Annotated in this window: 12 protein-coding genes and 4 tRNA genes; 12 read left to right on the top strand and 4 right to left on the bottom strand. The window is 54.5% G+C overall.

Features of this window, described 5'->3' with window-relative positions; translation table 11 throughout:
- Positions 1–2: 2 nt before the first annotated feature.
- The 11 genes from rfbA to CRO19_RS07935 all read left to right on the top strand — a co-directional run bounded on the left by rfbA (position 3) and on the right by CRO19_RS07935 (position 7,730).
- Positions 3–884: a glucose-1-phosphate thymidylyltransferase RfbA gene (gene rfbA, locus CRO19_RS07985; protein ID WP_097095359.1), complete on the top strand. Its 882-nt coding sequence runs from the start codon at positions 3–5 to the stop codon at positions 882–884.
- Entirely contained in the window at positions 862–1,560 is a 699-nt protein-coding gene (gene rffC, locus CRO19_RS07980; RefSeq protein ID WP_097095358.1) for a dTDP-4-amino-4,6-dideoxy-D-galactose acyltransferase, read from the top strand. Before rfbA ends, rffC begins: the two co-directional genes overlap by 23 nt.
- Positions 1,557–2,687 carry a dTDP-4-amino-4,6-dideoxygalactose transaminase gene (gene rffA / locus CRO19_RS07975; protein WP_097095357.1) on the top strand — a complete coding sequence of 377 codons (1,131 nt, stop codon included), beginning with the start codon at positions 1,557–1,559 and terminating at the stop codon, positions 2,685–2,687. Before rffC ends, rffA begins: the two co-directional genes overlap by 4 nt.
- On the top strand, positions 2,687–3,940 hold the full coding sequence (wzxE, locus tag CRO19_RS07970) for a lipid III flippase WzxE (RefSeq protein WP_097095356.1): 1,254 nt from the start codon (positions 2,687–2,689) through the stop codon (positions 3,938–3,940). Before rffA ends, wzxE begins: the two co-directional genes overlap by 1 nt.
- Positions 3,937–5,007, top strand: coding sequence for a TDP-N-acetylfucosamine:lipid II N-acetylfucosaminyltransferase (gene wecF, locus CRO19_RS07965; protein ID WP_097095355.1), 1,071 nt, complete (start codon positions 3,937–3,939; stop codon positions 5,005–5,007). Before wzxE ends, wecF begins: the two co-directional genes overlap by 4 nt.
- Complete coding sequence (gene wzyE / locus CRO19_RS07960) at positions 5,004–6,347, top strand: ECA oligosaccharide polymerase (protein ID WP_097095354.1); 1,344 nt, start codon at positions 5,004–5,006, stop codon at positions 6,345–6,347. Before wecF ends, wzyE begins: the two co-directional genes overlap by 4 nt.
- A 29-nt stretch (positions 6,348–6,376) precedes the next feature.
- Positions 6,377–7,111 carry a lipopolysaccharide N-acetylmannosaminouronosyltransferase gene (gene wecG / locus CRO19_RS07955; protein WP_097095353.1) on the top strand — a complete coding sequence of 245 codons (735 nt, stop codon included), beginning with the start codon at positions 6,377–6,379 and terminating at the stop codon, positions 7,109–7,111.
- Between the two features lie 159 nt (positions 7,112–7,270).
- Positions 7,271–7,347: transfer RNA gene (locus tag CRO19_RS07950), tRNA-Arg, on the top strand.
- 91 nt (positions 7,348–7,438) lie between these two features.
- Positions 7,439–7,514, top strand: a tRNA-His gene (locus CRO19_RS07945).
- A 16-nt stretch (positions 7,515–7,530) separates the two neighbouring features.
- A tRNA-Leu gene (locus CRO19_RS07940) sits at positions 7,531–7,617 on the top strand.
- A gap of 36 nt (positions 7,618–7,653) precedes the next feature.
- Positions 7,654–7,730: transfer RNA gene (locus tag CRO19_RS07935), tRNA-Pro, on the top strand.
- A 586-nt stretch (positions 7,731–8,316) separates the two neighbouring features.
- On the opposite strand, the gene hemY is transcribed toward CRO19_RS07935, so the two are convergent.
- The 4 genes from hemY to hemC are packed head-to-tail and all read right to left on the bottom strand — an operon-like array spanning position 8,317 to position 12,348.
- Positions 8,317–9,513, bottom strand: coding sequence for a protoheme IX biogenesis protein HemY (hemY, locus tag CRO19_RS07930; protein ID WP_097095352.1), 1,197 nt, complete (start codon positions 9,511–9,513; stop codon positions 8,317–8,319).
- A 2-nt stretch (positions 9,514–9,515) separates the two neighbouring features.
- The gene (gene hemX / locus CRO19_RS07925; RefSeq protein WP_097095351.1) at positions 9,516–10,646 is read right to left on the bottom strand and encodes a uroporphyrinogen-III C-methyltransferase; all 1,131 of its coding nucleotides are present in this window, start codon (positions 10,644–10,646) and stop codon (positions 9,516–9,518) included.
- 23 nt (positions 10,647–10,669) lie between these two features.
- A complete protein-coding gene (gene hemD, locus CRO19_RS07920; protein ID WP_097095350.1) occupies positions 10,670–11,410 on the bottom strand; it encodes a uroporphyrinogen-III synthase in 741 nt (246 codons plus the stop codon).
- Positions 11,407–12,348: a hydroxymethylbilane synthase gene (hemC, locus tag CRO19_RS07915; RefSeq protein ID WP_097097611.1), complete on the bottom strand. Its 942-nt coding sequence runs from the start codon at positions 12,346–12,348 to the stop codon at positions 11,407–11,409. Before hemC ends, hemD begins: the two co-directional genes overlap by 4 nt.
- A gap of 316 nt (positions 12,349–12,664) precedes the next feature.
- On the opposite strand from hemC, the gene CRO19_RS07910 reads away from it, so the two are divergent.
- Positions 12,665–15,226 (top strand): class I adenylate cyclase, encoded by a 2,562-nt coding sequence (locus tag CRO19_RS07910; protein ID WP_097095349.1) that lies wholly within the window; start codon positions 12,665–12,667, stop codon positions 15,224–15,226.
- The last annotated feature ends 85 nt before the right edge of the window (positions 15,227–15,311 follow it).

The following is a 15,311-nucleotide window of genomic DNA, read 5'->3' as shown; positions in this document are numbered from 1 at the left end:
CGATGAAAGGCATCATTTTAGCCGGAGGTTCGGGCACGCGTTTGCATCCGATTACCCGTGCCATCTCAAAGCAGCTGTTGCCGGTGTATGACAAGCCGATGATTTACTATCCACTTTCGGTGCTGATGTTGGCCGGGATCCGTGAAATCCTGATCATTACCACGCCGGAAGATCGCGCCCACTTTGAACGATTGCTGGGCGATGGCAGTGAGTTTGGCATACAGCTAGCCTATGCCGAACAACCTACCCCCGATGGCCTGGCGCAGGCGTTTATCATTGGTGAATCCTTTATCGGTGATGATCACTGTTGTCTGGTGCTGGGCGACAATCTTTATTTCGGTCAGGGCTTCAGTCCAAAACTGAAGAAAGTGGCGGCGCGCAGCAGCGGCGCCACCGTTTTCGCCTATCAGGTAATGGATCCCGAGCGTTTTGGCGTGGTGGAGTTTGATGACGACTTCAACGCGCTTTCAATTGAGGAAAAACCGCAGCAGCCGAAATCGCGCTGGGCGGTAACCGGCCTCTATTTTTACGACAATCGCGTGGTGGAGTTTGCTAAACAGGTTAAGCCTTCCGCCCGGGGTGAGTTAGAAATTACCGCGATTAACCAAATGTATCTCGATCAGGGCGAACTCTCCGTAGAGCTGCTGGGTCGTGGTTTTGCCTGGCTGGATACCGGCACGCACGATAGCCTGATTGAGGCGAGTATGTTTGTGCAGACGGTGGAAAAGCGTCAGGGTTTTAAAATCGCCTGCCTGGAAGAGATCGCATGGCGCAATGGCTGGCTAAGCGATGCCCAGTTGCTGGCTGCAGCCCAGGCGCTGACTAAAACCGGCTACGGCCAGTATTTGCTGGATGTTCACCATGCCCGTCCGCGTCAATATTAATCCCCTTCACTGGGAAAACGATTTCTTCGGCCAGAACAGCGCCCGCCTGGAGCTGGAGGGCGATCTGCCGCTGTCTGAAGCGTTAACCCAGCCCTATACGCTTTGGCAAGTTAAAGTGCCCGCAGATCGTGTTGAGGCGATCGATGCCTTGAGCGAGCAGGGCTTTCAGCTGGTTGAAGGCGAAGCCGATCTGACGATTGCTCTCAAAAATACTGAGCGGCAACCCGGCGTGCGGATCGCGCGTGAAGCACAAATCCCGGCACTGCGTGATGCGGCTGCGCAGGCATTTAGCCAGAGTCGCTTCCGTGCGCCGTGGTTTGAGCCTGCAGACAGCGGGCGTTTCTATGCGCAGTGGATTGAAAATGCCGTGCGCGGTACCTTCGACCATCAATGCCTGGTCGCTTGCGATGAACAGGGCGCATTGCAAGGTTTCGTCTCCATGCGGGAAGTGGACGGTGATATGCGTATCGGTCTGCTGGCGGTACTGCCTGGTGCGCAAGGATGTGGCGTGGGCCAGCGTTTACTGCTCGCTGCCGCTGACTGGGGCCGCGTGCGCCAGCTGGCGCATTTGCGTGTTGCTACCCAACTCAGCAATCTTACGGCGATGCGCCTTTATTTACGCAGCGGTGCGCGGCTGGAAAGCACCGCTTACTGGTTCTACAGGAAGGTCCCATGATCCCCTTTAATGCGCCGCCGATTGTCGGCAGTGAAGTTGAATATATGCAGTCGGCAATGGCCAGCGGCAAACTGTGCGGCGACGGCGGTTTTACCCGACGCTGTCAGCAGTGGATGGAGCAGCATTTTGGCAGCAAAAAAGTGCTGCTGACGCCATCCTGCACCGCGTCGCTGGAGATGGCGGCGCTGCTGATTGATATCCAGCCCGGCGACGAAGTGATCATGCCGAGCTACACCTTTGTCTCCACCGCTAACGCTTTTGTGCTGCGCGGCGCGGTCATTGTGTTTGTTGATGTACGTCCCGATACGCTCAATATCGATGAAACGTTAATTGAAGCAGCGATCACGCCGAAAACCCGCGCTATCGTGCCGGTGCATTACGCCGGTGTCGCCTGCGAGATGGATACCATCATGGCGCTGGCGGCGAAGCATAAACTGTACGTAATTGAAGATGCCGCGCAGGGCGTGATGTCGCAATACAAAGGGCGCGCGCTCGGCACTATTGGTCATATTGGTTGCTTCAGCTTCCACGAAACCAAAAATTACACCGCAGGCGGCGAAGGCGGCGCAACGCTGATCAATGAGGCGAGGCTGGTAGAGCGTGCCGAGATCATTCGTGAAAAAGGCACTAACCGCAGCCAGTTTTTCCGCGGGCAGGTGGATAAGTATACCTGGCGCGATATTGGCTCCAGCTATCTGATGGCAGATCTGCAAGCCGCTTATCTGTGGGCGCAGCTGGAAGCGGCGGAGCAGATCAATCAGCAGCGTCTGCACCTGTGGCAGTGCTACTACGATGCGTTGCAACCGCTGGCAGCAGCGGGCCGCATCGAACTACCGGTGGTGCCAAAAGATTGCCGCCACAACGCGCACATGTTCTATATCAAGCTGCGCGACAGCGACGATCGTCAGGCGCTAATCAACTGGATGAAAGAGGCGGAAATCCTCACGGTATTCCATTACATCCCGCTGCATTCAGCACCGGCGGGCGAGCGCTTTGGCCGTTTCCACGGTGCGGATGTGTTTACCACGCGTGAAAGTGAGCGCCTGTTGCGCCTGCCGCTGTTCTACAACCTGTCGGATAACAACCAGCGCACGGTGATCAGTTCGCTGCTGAGTTTCTTTGCCTGATGTCGTTAGCCAAAGCCTCAGTCTGGACCGCTTCATCCACGCTGGTAAAAATCGTGGCTGGCTTGCTGGTGGTGAAATTGCTGGCGGTGAGCTTTGGGCCGGAAGGTATTGGGCAGGCCGGTAACTTCCGCCAGCTCATTACCGTACTTGGCGTGCTGGCAGGTGCAGGTATCTTCAACGGCATTACCACGCTGGTGGCGCAGCATCAGCAACAGCCGCAGATGTTGCGTGCCGTAACGGGTACGGCATCTTCGATTGTACTCGGCTTTTCAACACTGCTGGCACTGGTGTTTTTACTGGCGGCGCAGCCGATCAGCACAGCACTGTTTGGCCATGCTGAATACGAGAACGTGGTGCGGATTGTCGCTTTTCTGCAGCTGGGTATTGCCTGGGCTAATTTGACGTTAGCGCTGTTGAAAGGTTTTCGTGATGCACGCGGTAATGCGCTGGCGCTGATCGCGGGAAGCCTGATAGGCGTGATCGGCTATGTCATGTGCTGGTGGCTGGGCGGTTATGCCGGTGCGCTGGTGGGGTTGGCGCTGGTGCCGGCGCTGGTTGTGTTTCCTGCCCTGATCATGCTGCGTCGCCATCGCGACGTATTGCCGTTGAGCTGGCTTAAGCCAACGTGGCAGCCGGATTTGGCACGCAATCTGGCAAAGTTTACGCTAATGGCGTTGATGACCTCGCTCACCTTGCCGGTGGCGTGGGTGATGATGCGAAATCTATTGGCAGAACAGCAAGGTTGGGCGCAGGTCGGTTTATGGCAGGGTGTCACCAGCATTTCCGATGCTTATCTGCAATTTATCACTGCCACCTTTAGCGTTTGGCTGCTGCCGACGCTGGCGCGGCTGGAGCACAAACCGCAAATCGCCCGGGAAATTGGCCGCGCGCTGCGCTTTGTCATGCCTGCCGTGGCCGTAGCAAGCTTCTGCGTATGGCTGCTGCGCGATGTCGCTATCTGGCTACTGTTCTCAGCGCAGTTCACCGCCATGCGTGACCTTTTTGTCTGGCAGTTGTGCGGTGACGTCTTTAAAGTGGGCGCCTATGTTTTCGGATACCTGGTGATCGCCAAAGCGTCGCTGCGCTTTTATATTCTGACCGAACTGAGTCAGTTCGCGCTGTTAACCGGTTTCTCCCGCTGGCTAATTCCACTGCACGGTAGTGCCGGAGCCGCACAGGCCTATATGGCCACCTACATACTCTATTTCGCCCTTTGCTGTGGTGCCTTCATAATTTATTGCCGGAAAAAATGACGCTATTTCACGTATTGGGATCGGATATCCCGCACCACAATCACACGGTGCTGCGCTTCTTTAATGATGTGATAAGCACGGAGATGCCTGCAGATGCGCCGCGTCAATTTATGGTGGTAACCCGCGCGCCAGAAACGCTGCAAGCCTATTCAGCACTGCACATCGAAACTTTTGCCAACAAGCGTGCGCTGGCGCAGGCCGTTATCGCGCGCGCCGCTAATCGCGCGCAGCGCTTCTTCTTCCACGGCCAGTTCAATCCCAGCATTTGGCTAGCATTACTGAGCGGCAGGCTACGTCGCCGGCAGGCATTCTGGCACGTATGGGGCGCAGATCTTTACGAAGAGGGGCGAGGCCTTAAGTATCAGCTTTTTTATCTGCTACGCCGATGGGCGCAGAGCCGCGTGTCGCAGGTATTTGCCACGCGCGGTGATTTACACCATTTCCAGCAGCGCCATCCGCGCGTACCGACCTCACTGCTCTATTTTCCAACGCGCATGCCGGACGCTGCGGTACCCGCAGCGATGGAATCCGCTGCGTTCACCATTCTGCTCGGTAATTCAGGCGATCGCAGCAATCGTCATATCGCAGGCTTAGAGGCGATTCGCGCGCAGTTTGGTGAGCAGGTCAAGGTGGTGGTACCGCTCGGTTATCCCGAGAACAATCACCGTTATATTGATGAGATTGCTGCCGCCGCACAGCGCCTGTTCCCTGCGGGGCAGGTCACCTTGCTGCGTGACAACATCGACTTTGACGTCTATCTGGGATTGCTTAGCCGCTGTCAGCTCGGCTATTTTATGTTCGAACGTCAGCAGGGGATCGGCACGCTTTGCCTGCTGATTAAGGCCAATATTCCCTTCGTGCTGAACCGTAAAAATCCGTTCTGGCGCGATTTGAGTGAGCAAGGTTTGCCGGTGCTGTTTAGCGAAGATGCGCTGGATGCTGCCAGCGTAGCCGAAGCGCAACGACAACTGGCGCAATGTGATAAATCATCGATTGCCTTTTTTGCTCCGGGCTATCTGGCAGGCTGGCGCCATGCGCTGAGCTTGAGTGAAGGGGAGAGTACATGAGCCTGATGCAGTTTTGCGGTCTGCTGGTGGTTTATCTGTTTTCGCTGGGGTTCATCCTCACCCTGACCTGGCGAGAGTTTAAACGGGTGCGTTTCAACTTCCACCTGTTCTTCACCATTCTGTTTTTGCTGACATTTTATTTTGGTTTCCCGCTAACCAGCGTGCTGGTGTTCCGCTTTAACGTCGCGGTGGTGCCGCCAGAATATCTGTTGCAGGCGCTGCTGGCTGCGACCAGTTTTTATGCCATCTATTACGTCAGCTATAAAGTGCGGCTGCGGCCAGCCAATGCACCGGTGCGGAAACCCTGGCTACAGATGAATCGGGTTGAAACCAATCTGACGTGTCTGCTGCTGGCGCTGGTAGCGATAGGTACCGTGACGGTTTTCTTTTTGCACAACGGTCTGCTGCTGTTCCGGCTCTCCGCGTACAACCAGATTTTCTCCAGTGAAGTCTCTGGCGTGGCGCTCAAACGCTTCTTCTACTTCTTCATTCCGGCGATGTTGATTCGCTACTTCCTAAAACCTACCCAGCGCCAGTGGCTGTGGTTTTTGCTGGTGTCGGTGGCATTTGGTCTGCTGACTTACGCGCTGGTGGGTGGCACGCGCGCCAATATCATTATCGCCTTCGCGTTATTCCTGTTCATCGGCATTACGCGTGGCTGGATCACCTTGTGGATGCTGGTGGGTGCGGGCGTGATGGCGATTGGCGGCATGTTCTGGCTGGCATTGCGTCGCTACAACCTTGACGTGGTCGGCGATGAGGCGTTTTACACCTTCCTCTATCTGACGCGCGATACTTTCTCTCCGTGGGAAAACCTGGCGCTATTACTGCAAAACTACGACAAAATCGATTTTCAGGGATTGGCACCCATTTGGCGTGATTTCTATGTGTTCATCCCAAGCTGGATGTGGCCTGGACGCCCGTCAATGATTCTGAACAGCGCCAACTACTTTACCTGGGAAGTGCTGAATAACCATTCAGGTTTAGCGATTTCACCCACGCTGCTTGGATCGCTGCTGGTGATGGGTGGCGTGTGGTTTATCCCGTTTGGCGCCGTTGCGGTTGGTTTGCTAATGAAAGGGTTTGATAACCTGTATCGCTATGGGCGCGATGCCAGCAACCGTTACAGTGGCGCGATTTTGCAGAGTTTTTGCTTTGGCGCGGTATTTAATATGATCGTGTTGGCGCGCGAAGGGCTGGATGCCTTCGGCTCACGCGTGGTGTTCTTTTGTCTGATTTTTGCTGCCTGTATGTGGGTGGCTAAATTGCTTTACTGGCTGTTGGCGCGCGCGGGGCTGATTCGTCCGCGCAGCGAGCCGGTTTTACACAGTCCCTCTTAACGTCTGGGCACAACGGGAAAATTCATACCATGGAAACCGATAAACCGCGCTATCGCTTGCGCGGCGTCGATCTTCACGCCTTCAATGATATGGCGAGCTTTCTGCAATTTTTGCTGCCAGATGGCAAACCGCGCAGCGGCACGCTGATTGCGATGAATGCCGAAAAGATGCTCACTCTGGAAGAGGATGCGCAATTGCGCACGCTGATTGCGGAGGCTGAATTCAAATATCCTGATGGCATCAGCGTTGTCCGCTCGCTGCGTAAGAAATATCCTCAACTACAGGTCAATCGCATCGCAGGTGCGGATCTCTGGGAAGCATTGATGGAGCAAGCGGGCCGCAACGACATTCCGGTGTTTCTGATTGGTGGCCGTCAGACGGTGCTAGAGGAAACCTGCGAGAAGCTGCGTCGGCAGTGGAATGTGAACATCGTCGGCAGCCAGAATGGTTATTTTGCGCCAGAAGATCGTGAGTCGCTGTTTGCGCGTATTGCCGCTAGCGGCGCGCAGATTGTCACGGTGGCGCAGGGTTCGCCGCGTCAGGAGCTGCTCATGCGCGATTGCCGTGCACATTGGCCACACGCGCTCTATATGGGCGTGGGCGGCACGTATGATGTGTTCACCGGGCACGTCAAACGCGCTCCCGTTTGGTGGCAAAAATCAGGCCTGGAATGGCTTTATCGTTTAATCCGTCAGCCTTCACGTTTGCGCCGCCAGTTAAAGTTGCTGAAATATCTACGCTACCATTGGCGTGGCGATCTCTGATATTGCTGGTTTTTCCAGCAAAAAGGAGAGGGTAAGCAACTAAAAGTGCAGTAATTATCGATGGAATGCACAAAGCGTAATCAAACGCGTTTTTTTTATAAAAAAGGGCTGGACAGTGTGAGGTCAAGCCCGTAGTATGCCCATCCGCAACGGCGCTACGCGCCCGTAGCTCAGCTGGATAGAGCGCTGCCCTCCGGAGGCAGAGGTCTCAGGTTCGAATCCTGTCGGGCGCGCCATTTAATTTGTGCGCAAGAGCTTCGGTGGTTGGTTAACCGCGTTATGCAGTGAATTTACGTAAGCGTAACACGCTTACGCACCAGAATTATGGTGGCTATAGCTCAGTTGGTAGAGCCCTGGATTGTGATTCCAGTTGTCGTGGGTTCGAGTCCCATTAGCCACCCCAGATTTTGCTCGGACACGCGATGGTGGCGGAATTGGTAGACGCGCTAGCTTCAGGTGTTAGTGTTCTTACGGACGTGAGGGTTCAAGTCCCTCCCTTCGCACCAGGCAAAATTACGCAGTAGCGTTAAGAAGTAAAAAATCGGCGAGTAGCGCAGCTTGGTAGCGCAACTGGTTTGGGACCAGTGGGTCGGAGGTTCGAATCCTCTCTCGCCGACCATATTCGAAAAGCCTGCTTGAAAAAGCAGGCTTTTTTCGTTTTACACATTTGCCCTTTCACTCTTCTTCCTCAACCTTGTCCGTGCGCCTATTTCTGCACATTGTCGCTATTAGGCTACATTTAACCCTCTGTTTTTATTGGATATGACATTTGCTTGCATAGCTTGTCGCTTTGCAGAGACATCTTTCGGGTTGGATGCAGTAAATTCCCGACAGTGATATCAGACAGCGTCAAACCCTTATTTTTATCTTATTGAAATAAAATAACTTATTCTGGTACCTGCAACTTTGGCACGCCATGTGCAATAATATTGCTGTAGATGCTCATTCCACCTCTTATGTTTGCTAATGCTACATAAACCTGGGAATGATGCAGAGCCCCTTACGGCATCCGTTGTCCAGCCTGGCAGTCATTGCGCACGCTTTACTGCAGTAAGAAGGACATTACGTTGAGTCGGATGCCATCAGTTGTCTGAACGACCTGATCTTACACCTGCTTATGGCAGGTGTTTTTTTATCTACAATTTGCAGCAGGCAAAAAAAAGCCGGGACAAGCCCGGCGTGCACAAAAGTAACAAACGTAAAAATCAGGCGCTGGGATTAGTCTTCAGCGTAAGTAACAGACCTTCGCGGCGCATTTTTGCCGCGTCTTCCGGGCGGTGCAGACGATCGTAAACATCGGCCAGCCAGGCATAATCAAAGGCATCTGGACGCTGTGCCAGCGCCTGCTGGAAGGCTTCTGCCGCCTGCTGCCATTCACCATGACGCATCAGCATCTGGCCAAGCGTGCTGTGCAGCAGCGGTGTAGCGCCGTGCTGTTTAATCTGCTGACGCAGCGCTTTTTCCAGAGCTTGCGGATCGCCGCTTTTAATACGCGGCATTAGCAGCACCAGACGATCGTCATATTGACGCTTCAGACCTTCCAGCACGATGCTTTGCGCAGTATCGGGGTCGTCACATTCAATCAGATGTTCTGCCATTGCCACCTGCAAAGCGGTTTCCTGACGCGTTTTGCGGCTCTGGTTTTGCCACCATTTCTTCAAGCCGTCGCTGCCCTGATCGGCCATCGCCTGATTCATCAGGCCCAGCCAGGCTTGCTGCTGAAGGGCCTCGCGCTGTGCTTCATCGTTGATCTGCACTTTTTGCATCGAAGGCAGAATATCGAGCAGCGCGCTCCACGCGCCGGTACGAATATAAGCTTGCTCTGCCAGGCGTAATACTTCCGGATGGCGCGGTGCCACTTCCAGCAGACGATCTACACCATGACGCGCAGCGTGATCTTCGTTGCGCGCCAGTTGCAGACGTACGCGGGTAATTTCGACGGGAATCGTATCGTTCTCCGATAACTCTGCGGCACGTTCCAGATGCTGATTGGCGCGTACCTCATCACCACGTTGCTGTGCGGCTTCGGCAGCGAGTAAATAGTTAGCCACCGGCTGAACGGCGTGATCGGCGTTCTTCGATAACAACTTTTCGGCCTGCTTATAATCGCCTTCAGCCAGTTTCATCAGTGCACTTTGCGTGTGGCGCTGCGCGCTGCGACGTTTACGACCGGTGAACCAACCGCGTGTGCGTGCGCCGGTGCGTAGCAGGCGACGCAAAATCCATTCGACCAGCAAAATCACCAGCAGGCTGAGGATTAAAATAATCGCCAGCCCGGTTACGCTGGTTTCGATATTCCAGTTGTCGGTTTGAATCAGCACGTAGCCCTGATGGCCTGCCACCATCGGTCCAACCACGATGCCCGCCATTAGCAGCAGGAAAAGCACCAATACTTTCAGCATGCTTAGCCTCCCTGTTGATCAGCGGCAGCCGATGGTTGGGCCAGCAAATTACGCACGCGAGTTTGCATCAGTTTTTCCAACAGCGGCTGACTTTCCAGCGTATCCGGTACATCCATCGAAATGCTCTGCTGGCTCAGTTCATCCAGTTGCGTAAGGAAAGCTTTGGTCGCGGCATCATTGGTGTCATACCAGGCTCGAACCCAGGTCGATACCGCATCGATAGACTGCTTGTAAATTTCATCCTGATGACGCGGCACGGCTTGCGCCGCAATGAGCAGGCGCGAACGGATGTTTTCACGCAGATAAACGTCCTGATTCGGCGCCAGCAGCGGCTGTGCAGTGTTATCACGGCGACGGATGGTGATGAAATCATCCATAAAATTATGCCAGCTTTTCACCAGGTTCTGGCGCCACTCGTGCAGTGAACTGGAGAGCTCACCGCCGTCGGCATCCATGGGTGAATCATCGCTGTCGTTGTCGGCCAATCGCAGATTATCCACGCCGTTCGACAGCTGATTAAGCTTGAGGATGGTGCCGTCATAGTCAATCTGACTCACGGCAGAAAGTGAGCTGATATCCTGCGTCAGCGCGCGGCGCACGTTCATGACGCTGGGATCGTTCATGTCTGCCAGGCTGGTATCTGCACTTTTCAGCAATGCCGCCGCGGTGGTGACATCCTGATCGCTCCACAACTTACGACCGGCCAGCTTGACAAGGTAATCTGCCTGAGCCAGTAGCCAGGTGCGCGTGTCATTGCCGGAAATAGTGGCGACTTTATCACGCAGGGTTTCCAGCTCTTTGGCGCTGTTGTCCTGCAGGGTGCGTGTTTCCTGCAGGGCACTGCTGGCGTTATCCAGCTGTTGCGTCAGCTGCTGTTTATCGCTGCCCAGTTGCTGCTGCAAGGCGCTCAGCTGCTCACTCAGATTCTGGTTAGTTTGAGCCTGTAAATCGGCCTGGTGTTTCCCATTGAGGTAAAGTCCCGCCCCAATCGCCAGCGCAATGACAATCGCCACCGCACTCAGCACTTTGCCATCGCTTTTTTTATCGCGAGGTGGCTGAGTAGCTGGAGAGGGAGAATTGTCCGCTGGGGTGGTTTCTTCAACCATGGCGGAGGAGGCTTTTTGTTCCGTCATTATGGCTCATCCCATTGTTAAGTTCAGCGTAACGCGCGCAGCAGCGCATCGTTATCGGCACCATCGGCTACATCTATGTCCTGCCAGCCTAATTCAGCGGCTTGCGTAGCCAAACGTTCACTGACGACAACAAGCCGACAGTGCAGTAACCATTCCCGCCGGTCAATCGGCGAAAACAGCGAAAACAGTTGTTGTAACATTTCGCCGCTGGTTACCACCAGCGTTGTAATGCCTCGATCGCGCCAGCGTCGGCCTTCAGTCGCGCCGTTATAGTGCTTTTCACAGCGCTGATAACACTCGCAATATTGTACTTCCGCGCCGCGTTCAATCAGCGTTTCGGCCAGTAATTCGCGGCCCGGGCTGCCGCGCAGTATCAGCGCGCGTTTGCCTGTTACCTGCTGCAGACGATTCAGGCGCACCAGCTCCTCACTGGTCTCCCGCGCATGAGGATAGTCTACTTTCAGATTACTGACGGTATGCAAAGCCAAAGCCGTGCTGCGTCCGATAGCATAATAGCTGAGCGCAGAAGGCCATGCTGTCGCGCTATGTTGTAAAGCTGGCTGGGCGAAGGTCACCACCTGCTGCGACAGCAGAAACACCAGATCGCCCGCTTGCAGTGCGGCAAGTTGTTGCGGTAAATGAACAAGATCGCGACCCGGCGTGAATTCAATCAGCGGTAGGCTCCACGCCAGTTTCCCCAGGTTTCGCAAACGCGAGACCAGTTCACTGGCAGCCGGTTCCGGGCGGGTCACAAGGATGGTCATGCGGGAGGATGTCCCTGATAGACTTCGCGCAGAATGTCGCGGGCGCCGCCATCCAATAACTCCTCGGCCAGGGAAATGCCCATTTTTTCCGCTTGATCACGCGGTCCACGACGCTCGCCCACCACCATTTGCTTGCCATCGGGCGATCCAACTAAACCGCGCAGCCAGAGCGCGTCGTCTTCCAGCACCGCGAAGCTGCCGATAGGCACCTGACAACCACCCTCCAGCCGCGTGTTCATGGCACGTTCAGCACGCACGCACACTGAGGTCTCGTCATGATTCAACGCCTGCAGTAGCGTAATCAATTGCTCATCATCAATACGGCATTCGATGCCGACCGCGCCCTGGCCAACGGCTGGCAGAGAAATCTCTGCCGGCATGGCCTGGCGAATGCGATCTTCCAGACCCAAACGTTTTAAGCCTGCGGCTGCCAGGATGATGGCATCATATTCACCGGCATCAAGTTTTCCGAGACGCGTACCCACATTGCCACGCAGCGAGCGAATGACTAAATCGGGACGACGCGCGCTGAGTTGGCACTGGCGACGCAGGCTGGATGTGCCCACCACCGCGCCCTGAGGCAGTTCATCAACGCTGTTGTAACGATTGGAGACGAAAGCATCACGCGGATCTTCGCGCTCGCAAATGGTCACCAGACCCAAGCCTTGCGGAAAATCGACCGGCACATCCTTCATTGAATGCACGGCGAGATCGGCACGGCCGTCCAGCATTGCCAGCTCCAGCTCTTTGACAAACAGGCCTTTGCCGCCCACTTTTGCCAGGGGCGTATCAAGAATGACATCACCTTTCGTGACCATCGGCAGCAGCTCAACTTGCAACCCCGGATGGGCGGCCATCAGGCGCTGTTGGACATATTGTGCCTGCCATAAAGCAAGAGGACTTTGTCTGGTAGCAATTCTGAAAATTTTGTTTAACATGCTGTTAACCATTTTGATCGTTCATCGAATATCCTATCATTGATAGGGGAATGCTGTCAGTTTCAACGGTCTTGTTAAGGACGCGATGTCAATTGTGGCCGTATTTACGCGGTTTGAAATTGAGGTTGGAGTCTGAAAAAAGCCGGGCTAGAGTCGGAACATGCTAAACTGTTAAGTAGCGCAACTTTCTTTACGGTCAATCCTCCAGGTGTTAGATTGATCACGTTTCCAGCAATAATTTGCCCAATATCTTTATTATTAAGCGGCAGGCGTTGGAAACAGGGTGCTTAACACTGGGACAATCAGGCGAAACGTCTTGTACCTCTACATTGAGACACTGAAACAGAGACTGGATGCTATTAACCAGCTGCGCGTTGATCGTGCACTGGCTGCCATGGGACCTGCTTTCCAGCAAGTCTACAGTCTGCTGCCAACATTATTGCACTACCATCATCCGCTGATGCCGGGCTACCTCGAAGGTAGCGTTCCGCATGGCGTTTGCTTCTACACGCCCGAGGAAAATCAGCAGCAGCTGCTGCAAAATTTAGCGAGCGGCCAGCCGCTTGACCTCAGCAGCAGCGTGAAAGGCGAACGTCCAATCACCGGCATTTACTCCATGGGCAGTACCTCGTCCGTGGGGCAAAACAGCATCTCCGATCTCGACATCTGGGTATGCCATCAATCCTGGCTGGATAATGAAGAGCGCCTCAATCTGCAGCGCAAGTGTACGCTGTTGCAGAAATGGTGTGTGTCAATGGGTGTGGAAGTGAGCTTCTTCCTGATTGACGAGAACCGTTTCCGCCATAACGAAAGCGGCAGCCTCGGCGGTGAAGACTGCGGTTCCACCCAACATATTTTGCTGCTGGATGAGTTCTATCGCACCGCGGTGCGGATGGCCGGTAAACGCATCCTGTGGAACATGGTGCCGGGCGAAGAAGAACACCATTACGACGATTACGTCATGTCACTCTATTCTCAGGGCGTGCTCACGCCGAATGAGTGGCTGGATCTCGGCGGCCTTGGCACGCTGTCGGCGGAAGAGTACTTCGGTGCCAGTTTGTGGCAGCTGTATAAAAGTATCGATTCGCCGTATAAAGCGGTGCTGAAAACCCTACTGCTGGAAGCCTACAGTTGGGAATATCCCAACACGCAATTGCTTTCAATGGATATCAAACAGCGCCTGCACGATGGCGAAATTGTATGCTTCGGTCTTGATCCCTATTGCATGATGCTGGAGCGCGTAACGCGCTACCTCACCAGCGTTGATGACATGGCGCGCCTCGATTTAGTGCGTCGATGTTTCTACTTAAAAGTGTGTGAAAAGCTCTCCAGCGAAGATCATCATCATCAGCGCACGGGCTGGCGTCGCGAGATCCTTTCGCAGCTGGTGAAAGAGTGGGGCTGGGATGAAGAGAAGCTAGCGGTACTGGATAACCGCGCAGAGTGGAAAATCGAACGGGTACGCGAAGCGCACAATGAGTTGCTGGATGCGATGATGCAAAGTTATCGCAACCTGATCCGCTTTGCGCGCCGTAACAATTTAAGCGTCAGTGCCAGCCCGCAGGATATCGGCGTGCTGACGCGTAAACTGTATGCCGCATTTGAGGCGTTGCCGGGTAAGGTGACGCTGGTGAACCCCCAGATCTCGCCGGATCTCTCGGAAGAAAATCTCACCTTTATTCATGTCCCGGCGGGCCGCGCGAACCGTGCTGGATGGTATCTGTATAACCAGGCCCCCGACATGAGTTCCATCATCAGCCATCAGCCGCTGGAATATAACCGCTACCTGAACAAGCTGGTGGCGTGGGCGTGGTTCAACGGTTTACTCACCAGCAAAACGCGCCTGCATATGAAAGGCAACGATCTGTGCGATTTGCCACGTCTGCAGGAGCTGGTCAATGACGTGTCGAGCCACTTCCCGCTGCGCGTGCCGGCACCCACGCCGAAAGCACTCTATAGCCCGTGTGAAATCCGTCACCTGGCGATTATCGTCAATCTGGAACACGATCCCACCTCGGCATTCCGCAATCAGGTGGTGCATTTTGATTTCCGTAAGCTGGACGTATTCAGCTTTGGTCAGCAGCAGCAATGCCTGATTGGCAGTATCGATCTGCTGTATCGCAACTCGTGGAATGAAGTGCGCACGCTGCACTTTAGCGGCGAGCAGGCGATGATTGAAGCGCTGAAAACCATCCTCGGTAAAATGCATCAGGATGCGGCGCCGCCGGATACGGTAGAAGTGTTCTGCTACAGCCAGCATCTGCGCGGCTTAATCCGCACTCGCGTGCAGCAGCTGGTTTCAGAATGTATTGAGCTGCGTTTATCCAGCACGCGTCAGGAACCTGGCCGCTTCAAAGCGTTACGCATGGCGGGCCAAACCTGGGGCTTATTCTTTGAACGGATGAGCGTCTCCGTGCAGAAGCTGGAAAACGCCGTTGAATTCTATGGTGCGATTTCCAATAACAAGCTGCACGGTTTGTCGATCAAAGTGGAATCGAATCAGACGCCGCTGCCGCCGGTGGTAAACGGCTATGCCAGCGAGGGCATCATTCAGTTCTTCTTTGAAGACACCACAGACGATCGCGGCTTCAATATCTATATCCTCGACGAAACCAATCGCGTTGAGGTTTATCATCACTGCGAAGGCAGTAAAGAAGAGCTGGTGCGTGACGTGAGCCGTTTCTACTCCTCATCTCACGATCGCTTTACCTACGGCTCAAGCTTTATCAACTTTAACTTGCCGCAGTTCTACCAAATTGTGAACACGGGTGAGCGATTCCAGGTGATTCCGTTCCGCAGCCAAACGTTAACGCAGCTGTGCGCTACGCAGCCTGATAACGATAACGGCGATTTCCAGCCGCGTTACCAAATGCATTGATCCCGCCCGCGTTCGCGCGGTGGGATACGCTCTAACTCTGACCTGCTGCTGGAATTGCGGCTATTTCCTGTTGCTTTTACAACGT

Source organism: Candidatus Pantoea floridensis (genome assembly GCF_900215435.1).
Lineage (GTDB): Bacteria > Pseudomonadota > Gammaproteobacteria > Enterobacterales > Enterobacteriaceae > Pantoea > Pantoea floridensis.
This window is presented reverse-complemented; position numbering and strand designations above follow the sequence as displayed.